Consider the following 15,422-nt stretch of genomic DNA (forward strand, 5'->3'; position numbering starts at 1 on the left):
TTCTGACCAGTCTGGTGTTGGCATATCTGGGCGCGCACGCCAGTGGTCCCGCCAGCGTTACTGATAAACTTCTGCCCCCGCCGGCACCGGCGAGCGAGGCTCCGGCACCGGCGAGCGAGGCTCCGGCCTCGCCGCAAATGCCCGGCAAGTAGTCCCACGCCGATGTGGTGGAATTGGTAGACACGCCATCTTGAGGGGGTGGTGACGCAAGTCGTGTCGGTTCGAGTCCGACCATCGGCACCAACGCTCACGTCGTGAGCGTTCCGCCACCGCGCTGGCCGCACGGCCCGCGGTGCGCATCAATCGTCCAACTCGCTGACGAAATCCTCGAACTTGCCGCCCGCGCCGCGGTCGATCGCGGCCACCGGGCGCAGCGCAATGTCGAACGCGTGGCCCAGGCGCCGTTGCAGCATGGCCTGCACGGCGCGCTGCTCGGCCGCGGCTAGCGGTCGGGCAGCGACCAGGTCCACCTCGATCCGCTCGGGGCCGGTCTGGCGCAGGCGAAACTGCCGCACCGGCGCGATCGCAAGCCACTCCTCGGCCGGGAACGACGGCCAGTGCCGGCTGCCGTCCGGCAGGCGCACGAGATTGCGCGCCCGGCCGTGGATGCGCCGCAGCACCGGCAGCCCCCGCCCGCACGGGCAGGACGCACCGACCTCGGCCAGGTCGCCAATCGCGTAGCGGATCAGCGGCATGGCGAAGTTGTGCAGCGTGGTTAGCACCACCTCGCCGCTGGCGCCGGGCGGGCAGGGCGCGCCATGCGCGTCGAGTACCTCGATGAACACGTTTTCGGCCTGCACGTGGTAGTGCTCCGGCACCTCCGGGCATTGCAGGGCGAGGTAGCCCGCTTCCTCGCAGCTGTAGATGTCGGCCAGCGGCAGACCCCACACCGCGTCGCACAGCGCACGCAAGTCCACCGGCAACTGCTCGCCGAAGTTGCCAAGCCCGCGCAGGCGGGCGGGCGTCACGCCACGCGCGCGGGCGGCCAGCAGCAGGCCGCGCAGGTTGGATGGATGCGTCAGCAGGTAGTCGGGATCGTTCGCCAGCAGCCAGTCGAGTTGGCGCTCGACGGGCGTGTGGATGGGCAGCGTGAGCGCGGGACCGGTGTCGAACACCGCCTCGATGGCGCGGCCCCAGCCCGGCTGGCGCGCGTCCTGCACTTGGGTCCGGATGGCCGCGAAGGTGCCGCCGAAATCGCGCCGCTGCCACAGGTGCTCGCGCAGGTTCAGTGCACCGAAGAAAAAGTGACTGAGCTCGGTTTCAAGGCCGCGCAGCGGCCGGCCGGTGGAGCCCGAGGTGTGGTACGCGATGACCTGCCCGTGGTCGGCCGGCACGGCGCGGCTGTGCAGCGCCTCGCCGAGCGTCTGCACGTCCGTGCGGCGCAGCAGCGGTATCGAAGGCCAGTGGGCGGCGAGCGCTTGTGGGTCGTCGACCGGGGCGTTGGCCAGGCGCTGCGCGTAGGCCGGCACGGTGTCCCGGGCATGCCGCAGCAGCACGGCGAGCTGCCTGAAGCTCGCATCCTCCAGGCGCGGCGCCGGCCACCACTCGCTTTGCGCGAGCTGGTAGTGCACGGCGAGCAGGCTGGCGCCGACGCTGTCCGGCAGCGCCGGCCAGGCGAGTCCGGTGACGGCCGAGCGCGGCTCAGTCACGTCGCCAGGCGATGACGCCGTTGACGTCCTCGGTCAGCGCCTCGATGTCGACGTGATAGGCCAGCCCGGCCCGTTCACCGCCGGGTCCGGCGAGGAAGCCGGTCAGATACGCCTTGCAGCCGGCGAAACACAACGCGCCGGATACCGCGAGCCGGCTGTCGGGCGCGGTCTGGATGCGGCCATCGACGATGTGGAGATCCTCGGCGCTCAGCTCGTAGCGGCCGCTCGGCACCGTAATGGCGAGCGTGATCCTGGCCCGCCCGGTCGAAAAATCCGCCTCCAGCGCGCCGTTTTCGAGGAAGGTCGTGGCCGCCATGCCGCCTTCGCCGGCGGTGGGCGAGACCTGCCCGCCCAGCACCGAAAAGCGCGCCGCGCCCTGCAGTGCTTTCTGGGTTGGAACACCCGCCACGTAGTAGATGGCGTTGCGCGCGCCCTCGCCGCCGGTGATGTCCACGTTGGCGTGGCGACCTTGCCCTGCCGTGCGGCCGGTGCCCCAGCGGCCCCAGGCGACAAGGCCGTCGTTGCCTGCGTGGCCGACCGGCAGGCCCCAGGTGACCGGCCCGCGGTCGTCGGCAAAGCCGCGCAGCAGACCCTTGGCATCGAAGTCCAGCGTTTGCGCCGGGTACTGGTGCACCGGCGGGCCGTCGTCCGGCAGCAGAAAATCATGCGCGATGGCCACCTGCCATACCGGTGCCTGCTCGGCACTGGCCGTGCCGGCGATCAGCACCAGCGCGCTCACGGCTGCCCGCCCGGGGGTGTCGCTCATGGCCGTCTCCGGTTGGTTGTGAGGACTGTCAGCAGCCGCAGGCCGAGCGCGATCAACACGGCGCCGGCCGACCACAGCGTGATCGGCGGCATCCCGCCATGCCACAGCGCCGGTGCTAACCAGCCCGGCACGCCGTAGGCGAGGTGCAGTCCGGCCAACGCCAGCGCCAACAAACCCACGCGTTGCAGCGCCTGCCAGTAACGCACCGACATGGCGGCCTGCACGCCCGGCAGCGAGGCCGCGACCGGCGCCAGCAGTGCCAGCCAGGCCAGCACCCCAGCCAGCATGGCGCACTCCGCCAGCGCCGTGAACTCGAACGCCTGGCGAAACATCAGCCGGTAATAGCCGTAATTGAGGATGGCGAGCGACACGACGATGTGGATGGTTGCCAACGCAAACCCGGCCAGCCCCCACCAGCGCCGCCGCCACAGGTGGACGCCGAGCGCCGGCCACAGGCGCGCCGCCGGACCGAGACCGAGCGCCAGCGCCAGCAGCACGATGCCGGTCCAGGCGAAGGCCTTGTTGAGCACGTAAAGCGGAATGTGTCCGATCGACCACGGCCCGAACACCACGTAGCGGGTGGCAGCGTAGGCGGCGGTTACCAGCAGCAGCGCAGCCGGCAGCACCGTGCAGGCGCGCACGACGGCCCGGTCACGAGCTTCGCGCTGAGCTTCGCTGGCTTGGGAGGCAGGCTCCACCGGGATGATCCTGCGGCTTCAACGGCGCGACAGGGTACCCTAGCGGCGGGCCGAAACCGCCTGCTGGCGCGCCGCGCGCGGGATGAGATACGACGGCCGGACAACGGCGTGGAGGAAGCGCATGGGCATCGAAGTCGGGGGCGTGCTTGTTCTGATCGTGCTGATCGCCGACGTGTGGGCCATCGTCAACGTGGCCCAGAGCGCCGCCGGCACCGGCGCCAAGGTGGCGTGGATCGTCCTCATCCTGCTGCTGCCGGTGCTGGGGCTGCTGATCTGGCTGATCGCCGGGCCGCGCGGATGAACGCCGAGTCCGCGCTGGACCTGATCCGTCGCTACTACGCCGGCTGCAACGCCGCCGACCGGGCCGCCATGCAGGCCACGTTCTGCGCGGACGTGGTGCATTACTTCACCCACCACGGGCCGGTGCGCGGCGCGGCGGCGCTGGCCGAGCACTGGGCGCGCATGCAGCCGCGCATCGCCGGCCACTGGACGGTGGATCACGGCATCGTGCAGGGCGACGAGGCGGTCATCGAGTGGACGCTGCGCTGGACGCCGCCCGGCGGCGCGCCGGAGCTGATGCGCGGCGCCGAGTGGTACCGGTTGCGCGACGGGCGCATCGCCGAAATCCGCGCCTATTACCTGAACCCCCACGCGCCCTACGCGCGGCGGGATTTCGAACTCGACGGGTTCGATTACGCCGGGCGCGGCTACCCCGTGCTTGCCGAGTGATGCGTCAAGGAGAGCCCTGCATGTCAGTCGAGTGTCCGCGCTGCGCTGTTGCCCTCACGGATGCCGAACTGCAGGGCGTGCCGGTAGCGCGCTGTACGCAGTGCCGCGGCCTGTGGTTCGAGGCCCACGCACTGGCCGCCGCGCGCGACGCGGCCGATGCCGACCTGGCCGCGCTCGGTGTCGAGCTGTGGTCGGACCCGGAGCAGTTCCGCCACGCGCCGCGCAGCGGCCGCTGCCCCACCGGCGACGGCGCGCTGCACGCGCTGGAGTACGGCCACACCGGCGTGACGGTCGACTACTGTGACGCCTGTTTCGGGGTGTGGCTGGATGCGCGCGAGTTCGAGCGCATCGTCGTTGCCCTCGAACACGAGCTCGACCAGCGCCCGGCCGGCGACTACCTGCGAGCCGCCCTGCACGAGGCACGCGACCTGCTGACCGGCCCGCAGCCGCTGATCGAGGACTGGCGCGAGCTGTGCACCGTGCTGCGCCTGCTCGAATACCGCGTGCTGTCCGAGCATCCCGGCCTGCACCAGCGCCTGCTGGCGCTGCAGGCGAGCAACCCGTTTCGTTGAGCGGGTGCCGTCGGGCGGTCGTATAGAATGCCGCCCGCCGCGGCCGCCGGTCGCCCACCACGCCAGTCACCCGTTTCGTTTTCATGCGCCATTTGTCCATCGCGCTCGTCGTGTCGCTGTGCCTGCTGCTTGCGGGGTCGCCACCGGCGGCGGCGCGCGGCAGCCACGGCTGGGTCGAGTTTGTGGAGCTGCACCTCGACGGCGAGCCGCTGCGCGTGAAGGCCAAGCTCGACACCGGCGCCAAGAGCTCCTCGCTCGACGCCACCGACATCGCGCCGTTCGAGCGAGACGGTGAGCGCTGGGTGCGGTTTCGGCCGAGCCGGTCCGGCCTCGACGAGGCGCCGCTCGTCGAGCAGCCGGTCGCGCGCTACGTGCGCATCAAGCGCCACAGCGGTCCCTACGATCGCCGGCCGGTGATTCGCCTGCCGCTGTGCCTGGGCGACGAACTGCGCATGGTGGAGGTCAACCTGACCGACCGCGGCCGCTTCATCTACCCGTTGCTGCTGGGGCGCAAGGCGCTCGCCGGGCTGGCCGTGGTGGACCCGGCGCGGACCTTCGTGCGCCCGCCACGCTGCGACGACGCGCCCACCCCGGACAACTGATCCCGTGCGAAACCGTCACCTGCTGATCCTGTGCCTGCTGCTGGTCGCCGTCGGCGGCAGTCTGTTCCTGTACAAGTGGCTGGACCTGGGCGTGCCGATCCGCGCCGAGAACGCCATCGGCGCCTGGACGGTCGAGGCGCGCGTGCGCTTCACGGCGCAGTCCGGCAAGCCGGTCAAGGTGCGCCTGGCGGTGCCGCTGCGCCCGCCGGGCTTCGCGCTGCTCGACGAGACCTTCGTGTCGAGCGGCTACGGCCTGTCCACGGAAGTGAAGGACGGCGATCGCGAGGCGCTGTGGGCCATCCGCCGCGCGCGCGGCGAGCAGGAGCTGTACTACCAGGCCGTGGTCTACCCCGAGGAGCGGGAGCCGACTACCAGCAGCGCGCCGCGCGTGCAGCCGCCGAAGTTCGGCGACGCCGAGGCGGCGGTGGCGGCCAGTCTCGTGGAGCAGGTGCGCGCGCACTCCGCCGATATCGCCACCTTTGCCGGCGAGACGCTGGCACGCCTGCGCGCCCGTGACAACTCGGACATCGCGCTGCTGCTGGCCGGGGACAGCTCGCCCGAGCGCCGGGCGCTGGTGGCGTCGCAGGTTCTCGCCAGCGCCGGCATTGCCGCCCGGCCGGTGTACGGCTTTCTGCTGAACAAGGAAGGGCGCCGCCTGCTGCTGCTGACGGCGCTCGAAGTGCACAACGGCGAGCGCTGGCTGTGGTTCGACCCGCAGACCGGCGCGCAGGGTCGCCCGCAGGGCTTCCTGGTGTGGTCGCGCGGCAAGCCGCCGCTGCGCGACGGCGACGGCGTGCGTCACCTGCGGCTCGAATTCTCGGCGGCGGAGAACACTTACGAGGCGCTCGCCGCGGCCCGCCAGCGCGCTGCCGAGCGCGGCTCGCTGGCGCTCCAGTTCTCGCTGCTGAGCCTGCCGGTGCAGATGCAGATGGTGTACCGGGTGGTGCTGACCATGCCGCTCGGCGCGCTCATCATCGTGCTGCTGAGGAACGTGGTCGGCATCAAGGCGTTCGGCACCTTTGCGCCGATCCTGATCGCACTCGCGTTTCGCGAGACCCGGCTGCTGAACGGCATCCTGCTGTTCACAGGCATCGTCGCGCTCGGGCTGCTGGCGCGGTTCTACATGGAGCGGCTCAAGCTGCTGCTGGTGCCGCGCCTGGCCTCGGTGCTGACGGTTGTGGTGCTGATGATGGCGGGCCTGAGCGTCATCACCTACCAGCTCGGCATCGGCGCCGGGCTGTCGGTGGCGCTGTTCCCGATGGTGATCCTCACCATGACCATCGAGCGCATGTCGATCGGCTGGGAAGAGGCCGGCCCGCGCGAGGCCCTGCAGCAGGCCGGCGGCAGCCTGCTGGCGGCGTCGCTCGCGTACCTCGTGATGACCGAGCGGCAGGTGCAGCACCTGGTGTTCATGTTCCCGGAACTGCTGCTGATCGTGCTCGCCATCACGCTGGCGCTCGGCCGCTACACCGGTTACCGGATCACCGAGCTCAAGCGCTTCCGGGCGCTGGCGGGATGATGGTGTTCCCCTGGCAGCGCGCGCGGGCGCTGCGCCGCGCCGGCGTGCTCGGCATGAACCAGCGCAACGGCGATTTCATCGCCCGCGTGAATCCGCGCCGCCTGTACCCGCTGGTGGACGACAAGGTGCGCACCAAGACGCTGGCCGCGGCCGCCGGCATCCAGGTGCCGGAGCTGTACGGCGTGGTCCGCATCCAGCACGAGGTGGTGCAGCTGCCGCAGTTGCTGGGTGGCCGCGAGGATTTCGTGGTCAAGCCGGTCAACGGCAGCGGCGGCAACGGCGTGCTGGTCATCGTCGGCAAGCGCAAGGGCCGCTACCGCAAGGCAAGCGGCGCGCTGCTCACCGAGGACGAACTCGAACACCACGTCTCGAACACGCTGTCTGGCCTGTACAGCCTGGGCGGCCAGCCGGACGCGGCGATGATCGAGTACCGCGTCAAGATCGACTCGGTGTTCGAGCCGATCTCGCACCAGGGCGTGCCGGACCTGCGCACGGTGGTGTACCGCGGCTACCCGGTGTTGGCCATGGTGCGCCTGCCGACGGCGCTGTCGGACGGCAAGGCCAACCTGCACCAGGGCGCCATCGGCGCCGGCATCGACATCGCGAGCGGCGTCACCGGCCGCGGCGTGTGGCGCAACGAGGTCGTCGACGAGCACATCGACACCGGCAATCCCATCAGCGGCGTGCAGGTGCCGCAGTGGGACACGCTGCTGGCGCTCGCGGCGCGCTGTTACGACATCAGTGGTCTCGGGTATCTGGGCGTCGATTTCGTGCTCGACCGCGACTTCGGCCCGATGATGCTGGAGATGAACGCCCGCCCGGGCCTGAACATCCAGATCGCCAACCAGACCGGCCTGCTGCCGCGCCTGGCCACCGTGGACGCGCTCGGCCGCGATGGCGCCAGCGTCGACGAGCGCGTGGCGTTTGCCAAGGAACAGTTCGGGCGCGGCTGACGCGCGCCCGTGCGGCGCCGGCCCGACCTGGCGCCGCTGCTAGACTCTTTCGAATCCTTATCCCATGCCCCGGAGCCCGCCGTGAACATTGCCGACGACTGTGTCGTGACCCTTGCCTACACCCTGCGCGATTCCGCCGGCGAGGTGCTCGACAGCGCCACCGCGGCCGAGCCGTTTGCCTACGTGCAGGGACGCCGGTCGGTGATCGCCGGGCTCGAAAAGCAGCTCGCCGGCCGCGCCGTCGGTGACAAGCTCGACATCAGCATCGAGCCCGCGGAAGCCTACGGCGAGCACAGCCCGGCGCGCGTGCAGACGGTGCCGCGCGACCGTTTCCCGGAAGGCATCGACATCGAGCCCGGCATGCAGTTCCACGCCGGCGACGAGCACGGCGGGCGCATGCCGGTGCGCGTCACCGAGGTCAACGAGGACGGCGTGGTCATCGACGCCAACCACCCGCTGGCCGGCCAGACGCTGCACTTCGCGGTCGAGGTGCTCGGCGTGCGCGCCGCCACCGCCGAGGAGCTGGCGCACGGCCACGTGCACGGGCCGGGCGGTCACCACCACTGAGCGACGCCGTGCCGGCCGCGCTGCCGCGCGGCCCTGCCTCGCGCCGGCCGCTGGCGCGGCTGTGCGGGCTTCTGTGCGTGTTCGTCGCGTTATCCGCCCCGGCGGCGGCCGAGCCCGTGGCCGACGCGCTGCGCGCAAAGCTCGCGACCCCATCGAACGACACGCTCTACGCCCCCGAGTTGCTGCGCGCCCTGTACGCCGGGCGCGACTTCGCGCCGCTATGGACGGGCGCCCGCGCCGGCGAGGCGCAGGCGGCGCTCGCGTCCGCCGCAGCGCACGGTTTCAGCACCGCCAACTACCACCGCGCCGCCATCGCGGCCGGCAGCGCGGATGTGACTTCGGCCGGCCAGGCCGCGGTTGATCTGCTGATCAGCGACGGCCTGCTGTTGCTCGGCTCGCACGTGCGCAGCGGGCGCATCGAGCCCGGCTCCGTCACGCCCCGTCCCCATCTGCTGATTGTCGATGCCGACCTGCCGGCGCGGCTGGGGGCAGCGCCCTCCGCCGCGGCGTTTCTGGACAGCCTGGTTTCGCCGCTGGCTGGCTACGCGCGCCTTCAGGACGCCTTGCGTCAATACCAGGCGCTCGCCGACGGCGGCGGCTGGCCAAGCCTGCCGCCCGGCCCGACGCTGCGCCCGGGCGACCGCGACCCGGCCATCGCCGCGCTGCGCGCGCGCCTGGCGCGCGAGGCGGTGGACGGGCCGGTCGGTGGTGACGGAGATCTCTTCGACGCCACGCTGGAGGCCGCGGTGCGGCGCTTTCAGGCCCGCCATGGGCTGGACGTGGACGGCGCCGTCGGCCGCCGCACCCGGGCCGCGCTCGACACGCCGGCTGCGGCGCGCGTGGCGCAGATCGTTGCCAACCTGGAGCGCCGACGCTGGTTGGGCGAGGCGCCCGGACAGCGGCAGGTGCGCGTCAACGTGGCCGCCTTCACGCTGGAGGCCATCGACGGGCCGGACGTGGCGCTGCGTATGCGCGTCATCGTCGGGCGCCCGTACCGGGCATCGCCGGAGTTTGCCGACCGCATCCGCTACCTTGTGCTGAATCCGGACTGGGAAGTGCCGCCGAAACTCGCCGCGCAGGACAAGCTGCCGCTGATCCGCCGCGACCCGGCCTACCTTGCCCGCGAGCACCTGCGCGTGCTGCGCGGCTGGGGCGAGCAGGCGCGCGAGCTCGATCCGGCCAGCATCGACTGGCAGCATGTGAAGACGCCGCTGCCGTTTCGACTGCGCCAGGATCCGGGCCCGGGCAACGCGCTCGGGCGAATCAAGTTCATGTTCCCGAACAGCCATGACGTATACCTGCACGACACGCCCTCGCGCGGGCTGTTCGCGCAGGCGGAGCGCAGCTTCAGCTCCGGCTGCATCCGCGTGCAGCAACCACTGGCGCTGGCCGACTGGCTGCTTGAGGACGACCCGCGTTGGCCGCCCGATGCGCTGCGCGCCACCATCGACAGCAGCCAGACGCGCACCGTGAACTTGCGCCGACCGGTGCCGGTCTACCTGCTGTACTGGACCGCCTGGGTCGGCGGCGACGGCGCGGTGCAGTTTCGACGCGACATCTACGACCGCGACGCGCCGCTGGCGGCAGCGCTCGCGGCGCCACTGCAGGGAGAGTGAATCATGGGCCGACGTTTTTCCGGCCGCTGGCTGGTGCGCCTGCTGGGTGCAAGCGTGCTCAGTGTGGCGGGTGCCGCCGCCACCGCGGCGCCGCTGCAACTCGCCATGCTAACGCCACGCGCCGGCCCGTCCGACAGCGCCGGTTTCAGCGTGCGCTGGGGCGCTGAGCACTCGGCACTGGCAATCAACCCGCTGATAGCCGCGCCGGGTGAGCGCCTGGTGTTGAAGGCGGACAGCCGCACCGGCGATCGCTTTGCGCTCGATGCCGGCGCCGGCACCGTGCAGCGCCTCGGCCCCGCCCACTGGCGCTGGACCGCGCCCGGCCGGCCCGGAGCCTACACGCTGGAAGTCGCCCGCGGCGACGGCGCGCGCATGCGCTTCACCGCGCTGGTCACCACGCCGCGGCAGGCCATGCGCGGCGGCATGCTGAACGGCTACCTCATCGGCAACTACCCGCAGCACCCGGCCGGGCAGGCCATCTACCGCCAGCCGGACGGCTTCATCGAGGTCAACACCCGCACCGCCGAACTGCCGCTCACACCGCGCTTGAAGCTCGGCCAGTTCGTCTGCAAGCAGGACGCCCGCGGCGCGCGCTACGTTGCGCTGCGCGAGCGCCTGCCGCTGGCACTCGAAGCCGCACTCGACCGCTTCGCCCGCGCCGGCATTGCGGCGAGTGGCCTTACCGTGATAAGCGGCTACCGCACGCCGCACTACAACCGCCAGCTCGGTGACACTCGCTTTAGCCGCCACCAGTTCGGCGACGCGGCGGACGTGTTCGTCGACGAGAACGGCGACGGCGTGATGGATGACCTCAACGCCGACGGCCGGCACGACGTGGGCGACGCACGGCTGCTGTTCGGCATCGTCGACGCGGCGCAGGCCGACGCCGACTGGCAGCGCTTCACCGGCGGCCTGTCCGCCTACCCGCCGAACGCGTACCACGGCGCCTTCGTGCACCTCGACACGCGTGGCGTGAAGGCGCGCTGGTAACCGGCCGGCGCGGACAATTTTTGTCACAAGTTGACAATCCCCGGCGCGCCGGCCGATGGCCAGCCGCCGGATCGTCAGTGCAGCGGCGCCGCAAAAGCCCATGCTTTTCAGCCGCCCGCACCCGCGACGCGCAGGACTCGCCACCTGCGTCCACGCGGACGTTTTGTACGGACCATCAAATGGTTGAATGGCCTTTCGCGGGCCGTTCAGCAGGCTGAACGGTTCCGCCAAAGCCCGCGGTTATCGTGTTCGCGCGCGGCGTGCGCACAGAGTGGCACACGCATTGCTGTATGGCTCCCGCGAGCCGGCCTCAAGCCCGCCCGCGCCGGGCCGATAGCGATGTGCTTCGGTGGTGCGGACGGACCCGACGCCGACGCAGACGGGCCTTTATCCACAATCAGGAGATACCTCATGCAGAAACTGCAACAGGGCTTCACGCTCATCGAACTGATGATCGTGGTGGCCATCATCGGCATCCTGGCCGCGCTGGCCGTGCCGGCGTATCAGGACTACACGATTCGTTCGAAGGTGTCGGAGGCCGCTTCACTGGCTTCTGCGGGTCGGACAGCTATCGATGTTGCTTTCAGCGAGACTGGCAGTCTTGCGGCAGTGCCAACGACTCACGCCAGTTTGGGACTGTCCACGGCCAGGTCGTATAGCGCGAAATATGTTTCTGCCGTCACGGTCGTCGCTGGTGGACGGGGACGCATTGATGTCCAGCTCAAATCCCAAAGCGCGCTTGGCTTGGGAACTGCGGCAGGCCAAACCGTTACTTACACCCCGGCATCGAATGGTGCAGCGCTCCAGTGGTCGGTAAGCAGTGCGTCCACTGTTCCGTCAAAATATCGGCCAAAGACCTAAAACAGTCTTAGTGCAATGCAAAAAAGGGGCGGCTTCGGCTGCCCCTTTTTTATATTGGCCATGAAAAAAACGAGACCGATATATCGAGGCCCGTTGGCTGTCGGAATATTGGCAGTTTTGGCCTTCGCCTACTGTCCCGGCCTGTCCGGCCCCTGGCTGTTCGACGACTATTCAAATGTCCGCGAGAACGCTTTTCTGCGCGTAGGGACGCTGGATTGGCAGTCCTTGCGGGGGGCGGCGAGCTCGATGAGCGCGGGACCGCTCGGCAGGCCCATCGCCTATATGAGCTTCGCGCTCGATCACTACCTGCACGGCGACGCTACGCCGTATCCCTACAAGCTGGCCAACGTGCTCATCCATGGTCTGAATGCGCTGCTGGTTGCGGCTCTGCTGGGCACGGTACTCGGGCGCCTGGCCGCGCGTCAGGCCCTGCCGGCACGTCTGACGGCGCCCGCCGCGCTGGCGATCACCGCCCTGTGGGCGGTGCACCCCATACAGATTTCCAGCGTGCTGTACGTGGTACAGCGCATGACGAGCCTTTCGGCCACCTTCACGTTGGCGGCGCTACTGTGCTGGCTGCGAGCGCGGGACGGAGTGGCGCGGCGTTTCGCGACGCCGGCCATAGAACTGGCGCCGCTCGCGATGGTCGGCTGGCTGCTGGCCGGCGGACTGTTCTGGACGCTTGGACTGTTCACTAAAGAGACCGCTGTGGTGTTGCCGCTGTACGCGCTGTTACTGGACCGGGTGCTATTCCCGGAGGCGCCGTGGTGGCAGCGCTGGCAGCGCATCCCGGCCGGCGCGCGCCTAGCACTGTTAACGTCGGGGCTGGTGCTGGTATTCGGGCTCGCGGCATGGCATTACGCCCCCGGCTACGCCGGTCGGCCCTTTACGCTGGCCGAACGGGTGCTGACGCAGGCACGCGTACTGTGGTTCTACGCCAGTCTCGCGGCGCTGCCGCGTATCGACGCCTTCGGTCTGCATCACGACGACATCGCGCTGTCTACCGGTCTGCTCACGCCGTGGACCACGCTGCCGGCGCTGCTGGGTCTCGCCGCGGTCGGTCTGCTGGCATGGCGCTGCACGGATCGCCGGCCGCTGATTGGCCTCGGCATTGCCTGGTTTCTGGCCGGGCACGCGCTGGAATCAACCGTGGTGCCGCTCGAAATCGCCCATGAGCATCGCAACTACCTGCCCCTGCTGGGGTTGTTGCTGGCCGCGGCGGGCGGTTTGCTGGCGGTCCGCTGGCCGCGGCGCCGTCTGGCCGCGGTCGCCGCGACGGTGAGCGCCGTTCTTGCCGCCACCACGGCGCTGCGCGCCGATCAGTGGGGAGACGAACTCGGCATGAGTCGCTACGAGGTGCGCCACCACCCGGGCTCGGCGCAGGCCCGCAACAACCTGGCGGCAGACCTCGTCTGGCGCGGCCAGTACCCCGAAGCTCGCCAACATCTGCTGGCGGCCATGGACATAGCGCCGTGGGAGGCTGGCTATCCGATGAACCTGGTCGGCGCTTACCGGGTGGAACATATAGACCCTCCGCCGGCTCTCAACGCGGAGATCCTGAAGCGCATCCGCAGCCAGCCGCTGAGCGCCTTCGCCAGCAACACCCTGCAACGCTACAGCGAGTGCCTACCTAAGGGTTGTGCATACATGGCGGCGGACGTTACACGTTGGCTGGAAGCCTACTTGGCGTCTGACCAGCCGACCTTCGATCGCTCCTATGTGTACTTCCTGTTGGGCCGTGCCTACCGGGAGCAGGGTCGTATTCAGGACGCGCTGAACGCGTTCCAGCGCGCCCATGATCTCGACCCCCGCTACCTGCACCCGCTGTTCGAGCAGGCCAACATCCTGCTGGCGCTGCGCCAATGGGATGCCGCCACGCAGGTGCTGGACAGCATCCGTGCCGCCAACGAACGCGCCTACCAGCGTCTCGACCGGCAGATCGCGCAGCTGGACGCCGCCATCGCGACGGGGCGGACTGCCGAGAGCGCCGAACACAAGCCCGCTGCGGCCCCATGAAAACCCGGCCAGTCCGTTGGGCGTGTCTCGCCGGTGCCCTGGTGCTCGTCGCGCTCGCTTACCTGCCCGGCCTGCGCGGGCCGTTCGTGTTCGACGACTTTCCGAACATCCTGAACAACCCGGCGGTTGCGCTGACGGAGCTGACGCCGCAGGCGCTGCGCACGGCGGCGCTGTCCAACCACAGCGGGCCGCTCGGCCGGCCGGTGGCGGCGCTGTCGTTCGGGCTCGACCACTACCGGGCGGGCGGGTTTTACCCGCTGGCCTTCAAGCTGACCAACCTCGCCATCCACCTGCTGAACGTGCTGCTGGTGTACGCCATCGCCGTGCGTCTGGCGCGGCGCCTGGGGGCCAGCGAGGGCGCGGTGGCGGTGGGCGTGTTCTGCGCGCTGCTGTGGGGGCTGCACCCGCTGCAACTGACCTCGGTGCTGTACGTGGTGCAGCGCATGACGAGCCTGGCGGGCACCTTCACGCTGGCGGCGGTGCTGTGCTGGATCGAGGCGCGCGGGCGATGGGGGCAACGCCCGGCCACCGGCTGGCTGCTGGCCTGCGGCGGGTTGTTCGTGCTCGGCGTGTTCACCAAGGAAAACGCCATCCTGCTGCCGCTGTATCTGGCGGTGATCGAGTGGTGCCTGTGGCGGCCGAGCGCGGTGGATGACCCAGGCCGGCGCATGGCCAACCGCTTTTTTGCACTCACGCTGCTGGCGCCGATGCTGGTGGGCCTTGCGGTATTGGCGGTCAAGCCCGGCCTGCTGCTGGACGGCTACGCCAGCCGGCCGTTCACGCTCGGCGAGCGGCTGCTGACCGAGGCGCGCGTGCTGTGGTTCTACGTCGGCCTCATCGCCTTGCCGACGCCGGCGCGGCTGGGGCTCTACCACGACGACATCGCGATCTCGACCTGGCTGCTCGACCCGTGGACCACGCTGCTGGCGCTCGACGGCTGGGCGCTGGCGCTGGGTGCGGCCTTTCTGCTGCGGCGCCGGGCGCCGGCGTTCACCTTCGGCGTGCTGTGGTTCCTGGCCGGGCACGCGCTGGAGTCCACGGTGGTGCCGCTCGAAATCGCCCACGAGCACCGCAACTACCTGCCGAGCCTGGGTCTGGTTTTCGCCGCCGTGTATGGCGTGGCGGCGCTGGCGCGGCGCATGGGCAATCAGCGTGTGTACGCTGCGCTGGGTCTTGCCGGTGCCGCGGCGCTCGGCTTCTGCACCTTCGGTCAGGCGGCGGCCTGGGCGAGCGACGAGGCCATCATCGAGGCGCTGCACCGCCACCACCCGCGCTCGCCCTCGGCGCAGCAGATGATGGGCGAGTTGCTGTTCAAGCGGTACGGCCAGCCGGCGCGGGCGGCGGAGCATTACCAGCGCGCGGCCAAGCTCGCGCCTTGGGAGGCCGGCTACGCAATCCGCGCCATCTGGGCGCGCCGCGCGGCTGGCGAGCTAGGTCCGACCGAGGTCGACGTGCAGGCCATCGCACGGACGCTGCGCGAGCGGCCGGTGCCGCCGACCACGCTGATCGCGCTGCAAAACCTCGCCGACTGCGCCCGCACGGACGATGCCGCGTGCCGGGACATGCTGTCGGCGCTGCTCTACTGGCTGGACGCGGCGCAGGCCAACCCGCGCCTGGCCGCCAGGCCGCGCCAGCAGGTGCGGATGAGTTACGGGCAGGTGTGTCTGGAAACCGAGCGCTACCCGCAGGGCCTGGTGTGGGTGCAGTCGGCGTATCGGCACTCCGGCTTGCCCGTCTATCGGCTGATGGAGGCCAATTTCCTGATGCTGCAGAACGACCTCGACGGTGCGGCGGCGCTGTTGGCGGACGTCGCCCGGATGCCGCAGCTGACGGGGGAAGATCGCGAACACATCGCGGTGCTGGAAGACGCCATCGCCACGCGCC

15 protein-coding genes and 1 tRNA gene are annotated in these 15,422 nt (G+C 70.3%); 13 read left to right on the forward strand and 3 right to left on the reverse strand.

From position 1 onward, the window contains the following. The first annotated feature begins 158 nt into the window (after nucleotides 1-158). A tRNA-Leu gene (locus tag AB7F93_RS10535) sits at nucleotides 159-243 on the forward strand. A gap of 56 nt (nucleotides 244-299) precedes the next feature. Here the strand turns inward: AB7F93_RS10535 and AB7F93_RS10540 are convergent. The 3 genes from AB7F93_RS10540 to AB7F93_RS10550 are packed head-to-tail and all read right to left on the reverse strand — an operon-like array spanning nucleotide 300 to nucleotide 3,056. Further along, the gene (locus AB7F93_RS10540) at nucleotides 300-1,649 is read right to left on the reverse strand and encodes a phenylacetate--CoA ligase family protein (protein WP_428302865.1); all 1,350 of its coding nucleotides are present in this window, start codon (nucleotides 1,647-1,649) and stop codon (nucleotides 300-302) included. Then, the gene (locus tag AB7F93_RS10545) at nucleotides 1,642-2,415 is read right to left on the reverse strand and encodes a hypothetical protein (RefSeq protein ID WP_428302866.1); all 774 of its coding nucleotides are present in this window, start codon (nucleotides 2,413-2,415) and stop codon (nucleotides 1,642-1,644) included. The genes AB7F93_RS10540 and AB7F93_RS10545 overlap by 8 nt, the downstream gene beginning before the upstream one ends. After that, nucleotides 2,412-3,056, reverse strand: coding sequence for a hypothetical protein (locus AB7F93_RS10550; RefSeq protein WP_428302867.1), 645 nt, complete (start codon nucleotides 3,054-3,056; stop codon nucleotides 2,412-2,414). Before AB7F93_RS10550 ends, AB7F93_RS10545 begins: the two co-directional genes overlap by 4 nt. A 178-nt stretch (nucleotides 3,057-3,234) precedes the next feature. Between AB7F93_RS10550 and AB7F93_RS10555 the strand changes: the two genes are divergently transcribed. The 12 genes from AB7F93_RS10555 to AB7F93_RS10610 all read left to right on the forward strand — a co-directional run. Then, nucleotides 3,235-3,414 carry a PLDc N-terminal domain-containing protein gene (locus AB7F93_RS10555; protein WP_428302868.1) on the forward strand — a complete coding sequence of 60 codons (180 nt, stop codon included), beginning with the start codon at nucleotides 3,235-3,237 and terminating at the stop codon, nucleotides 3,412-3,414. Continuing rightward, nucleotides 3,411-3,842 (forward strand): nuclear transport factor 2 family protein, encoded by a 432-nt coding sequence (locus AB7F93_RS10560; RefSeq protein ID WP_428302869.1) that lies wholly within the window; start codon nucleotides 3,411-3,413, stop codon nucleotides 3,840-3,842. Before AB7F93_RS10555 ends, AB7F93_RS10560 begins: the two co-directional genes overlap by 4 nt. Before the next feature lie 20 nt (nucleotides 3,843-3,862). Then, nucleotides 3,863-4,414, forward strand: a complete 552-nt coding sequence (locus AB7F93_RS10565; RefSeq protein WP_428302870.1) for a zf-TFIIB domain-containing protein — start codon at nucleotides 3,863-3,865, stop codon at nucleotides 4,412-4,414. A gap of 83 nt (nucleotides 4,415-4,497) precedes the next feature. Next, nucleotides 4,498-5,016, forward strand: a complete 519-nt coding sequence (locus AB7F93_RS10570; RefSeq protein ID WP_428302871.1) for an ATP-dependent zinc protease family protein — start codon at nucleotides 4,498-4,500, stop codon at nucleotides 5,014-5,016. 4 nt (nucleotides 5,017-5,020) lie between these two features. Continuing rightward, nucleotides 5,021-6,535, forward strand: a complete 1,515-nt coding sequence (locus AB7F93_RS10575) for a UUP1 family membrane protein (RefSeq protein WP_428302872.1) — start codon at nucleotides 5,021-5,023, stop codon at nucleotides 6,533-6,535. Next, nucleotides 6,535-7,488 (forward strand): alpha-L-glutamate ligase-like protein, encoded by a 954-nt coding sequence (locus tag AB7F93_RS10580; RefSeq protein ID WP_428302873.1) that lies wholly within the window; start codon nucleotides 6,535-6,537, stop codon nucleotides 7,486-7,488. Before AB7F93_RS10575 ends, AB7F93_RS10580 begins: the two co-directional genes overlap by 1 nt. A gap of 81 nt (nucleotides 7,489-7,569) precedes the next feature. Beyond that, the gene (locus tag AB7F93_RS10585; RefSeq protein WP_428302874.1) at nucleotides 7,570-8,055 is read left to right on the forward strand and encodes an FKBP-type peptidyl-prolyl cis-trans isomerase; all 486 of its coding nucleotides are present in this window, start codon (nucleotides 7,570-7,572) and stop codon (nucleotides 8,053-8,055) included. Nucleotides 8,056-8,063: 8 nt separating this feature from the next. Next, nucleotides 8,064-9,671: a L,D-transpeptidase family protein gene (locus AB7F93_RS10590; protein WP_428302875.1), complete on the forward strand. Its 1,608-nt coding sequence runs from the start codon at nucleotides 8,064-8,066 to the stop codon at nucleotides 9,669-9,671. A 3-nt stretch (nucleotides 9,672-9,674) separates the two neighbouring features. After that, a complete protein-coding gene (locus AB7F93_RS10595) occupies nucleotides 9,675-10,661 on the forward strand; it encodes a D-Ala-D-Ala carboxypeptidase family metallohydrolase (RefSeq protein WP_428302876.1) in 987 nt (328 codons plus the stop codon). Between the two features lie 411 nt (nucleotides 10,662-11,072). Then, nucleotides 11,073-11,522 (forward strand): pilin, encoded by a 450-nt coding sequence (locus AB7F93_RS10600; protein ID WP_428302877.1) that lies wholly within the window; start codon nucleotides 11,073-11,075, stop codon nucleotides 11,520-11,522. Between the two features lie 246 nt (nucleotides 11,523-11,768). Further along, the gene (locus AB7F93_RS10605; RefSeq protein ID WP_428302878.1) at nucleotides 11,769-13,538 is read left to right on the forward strand and encodes a tetratricopeptide repeat protein; all 1,770 of its coding nucleotides are present in this window, start codon (nucleotides 11,769-11,771) and stop codon (nucleotides 13,536-13,538) included. Further along, nucleotides 13,535-15,422, forward strand: a 1,888-nt coding sequence (locus tag AB7F93_RS10610) for a hypothetical protein (RefSeq protein WP_428302879.1), incomplete at its 3' end; no start/stop codon positions are given. The genes AB7F93_RS10605 and AB7F93_RS10610, both read left to right, overlap by 4 nt.

The sequence above is a fragment of the Immundisolibacter sp. genome, from assembly GCF_050250495.1.
Classification (GTDB): Bacteria; Pseudomonadota; Gammaproteobacteria; order Immundisolibacterales; family Immundisolibacteraceae; genus Immundisolibacter.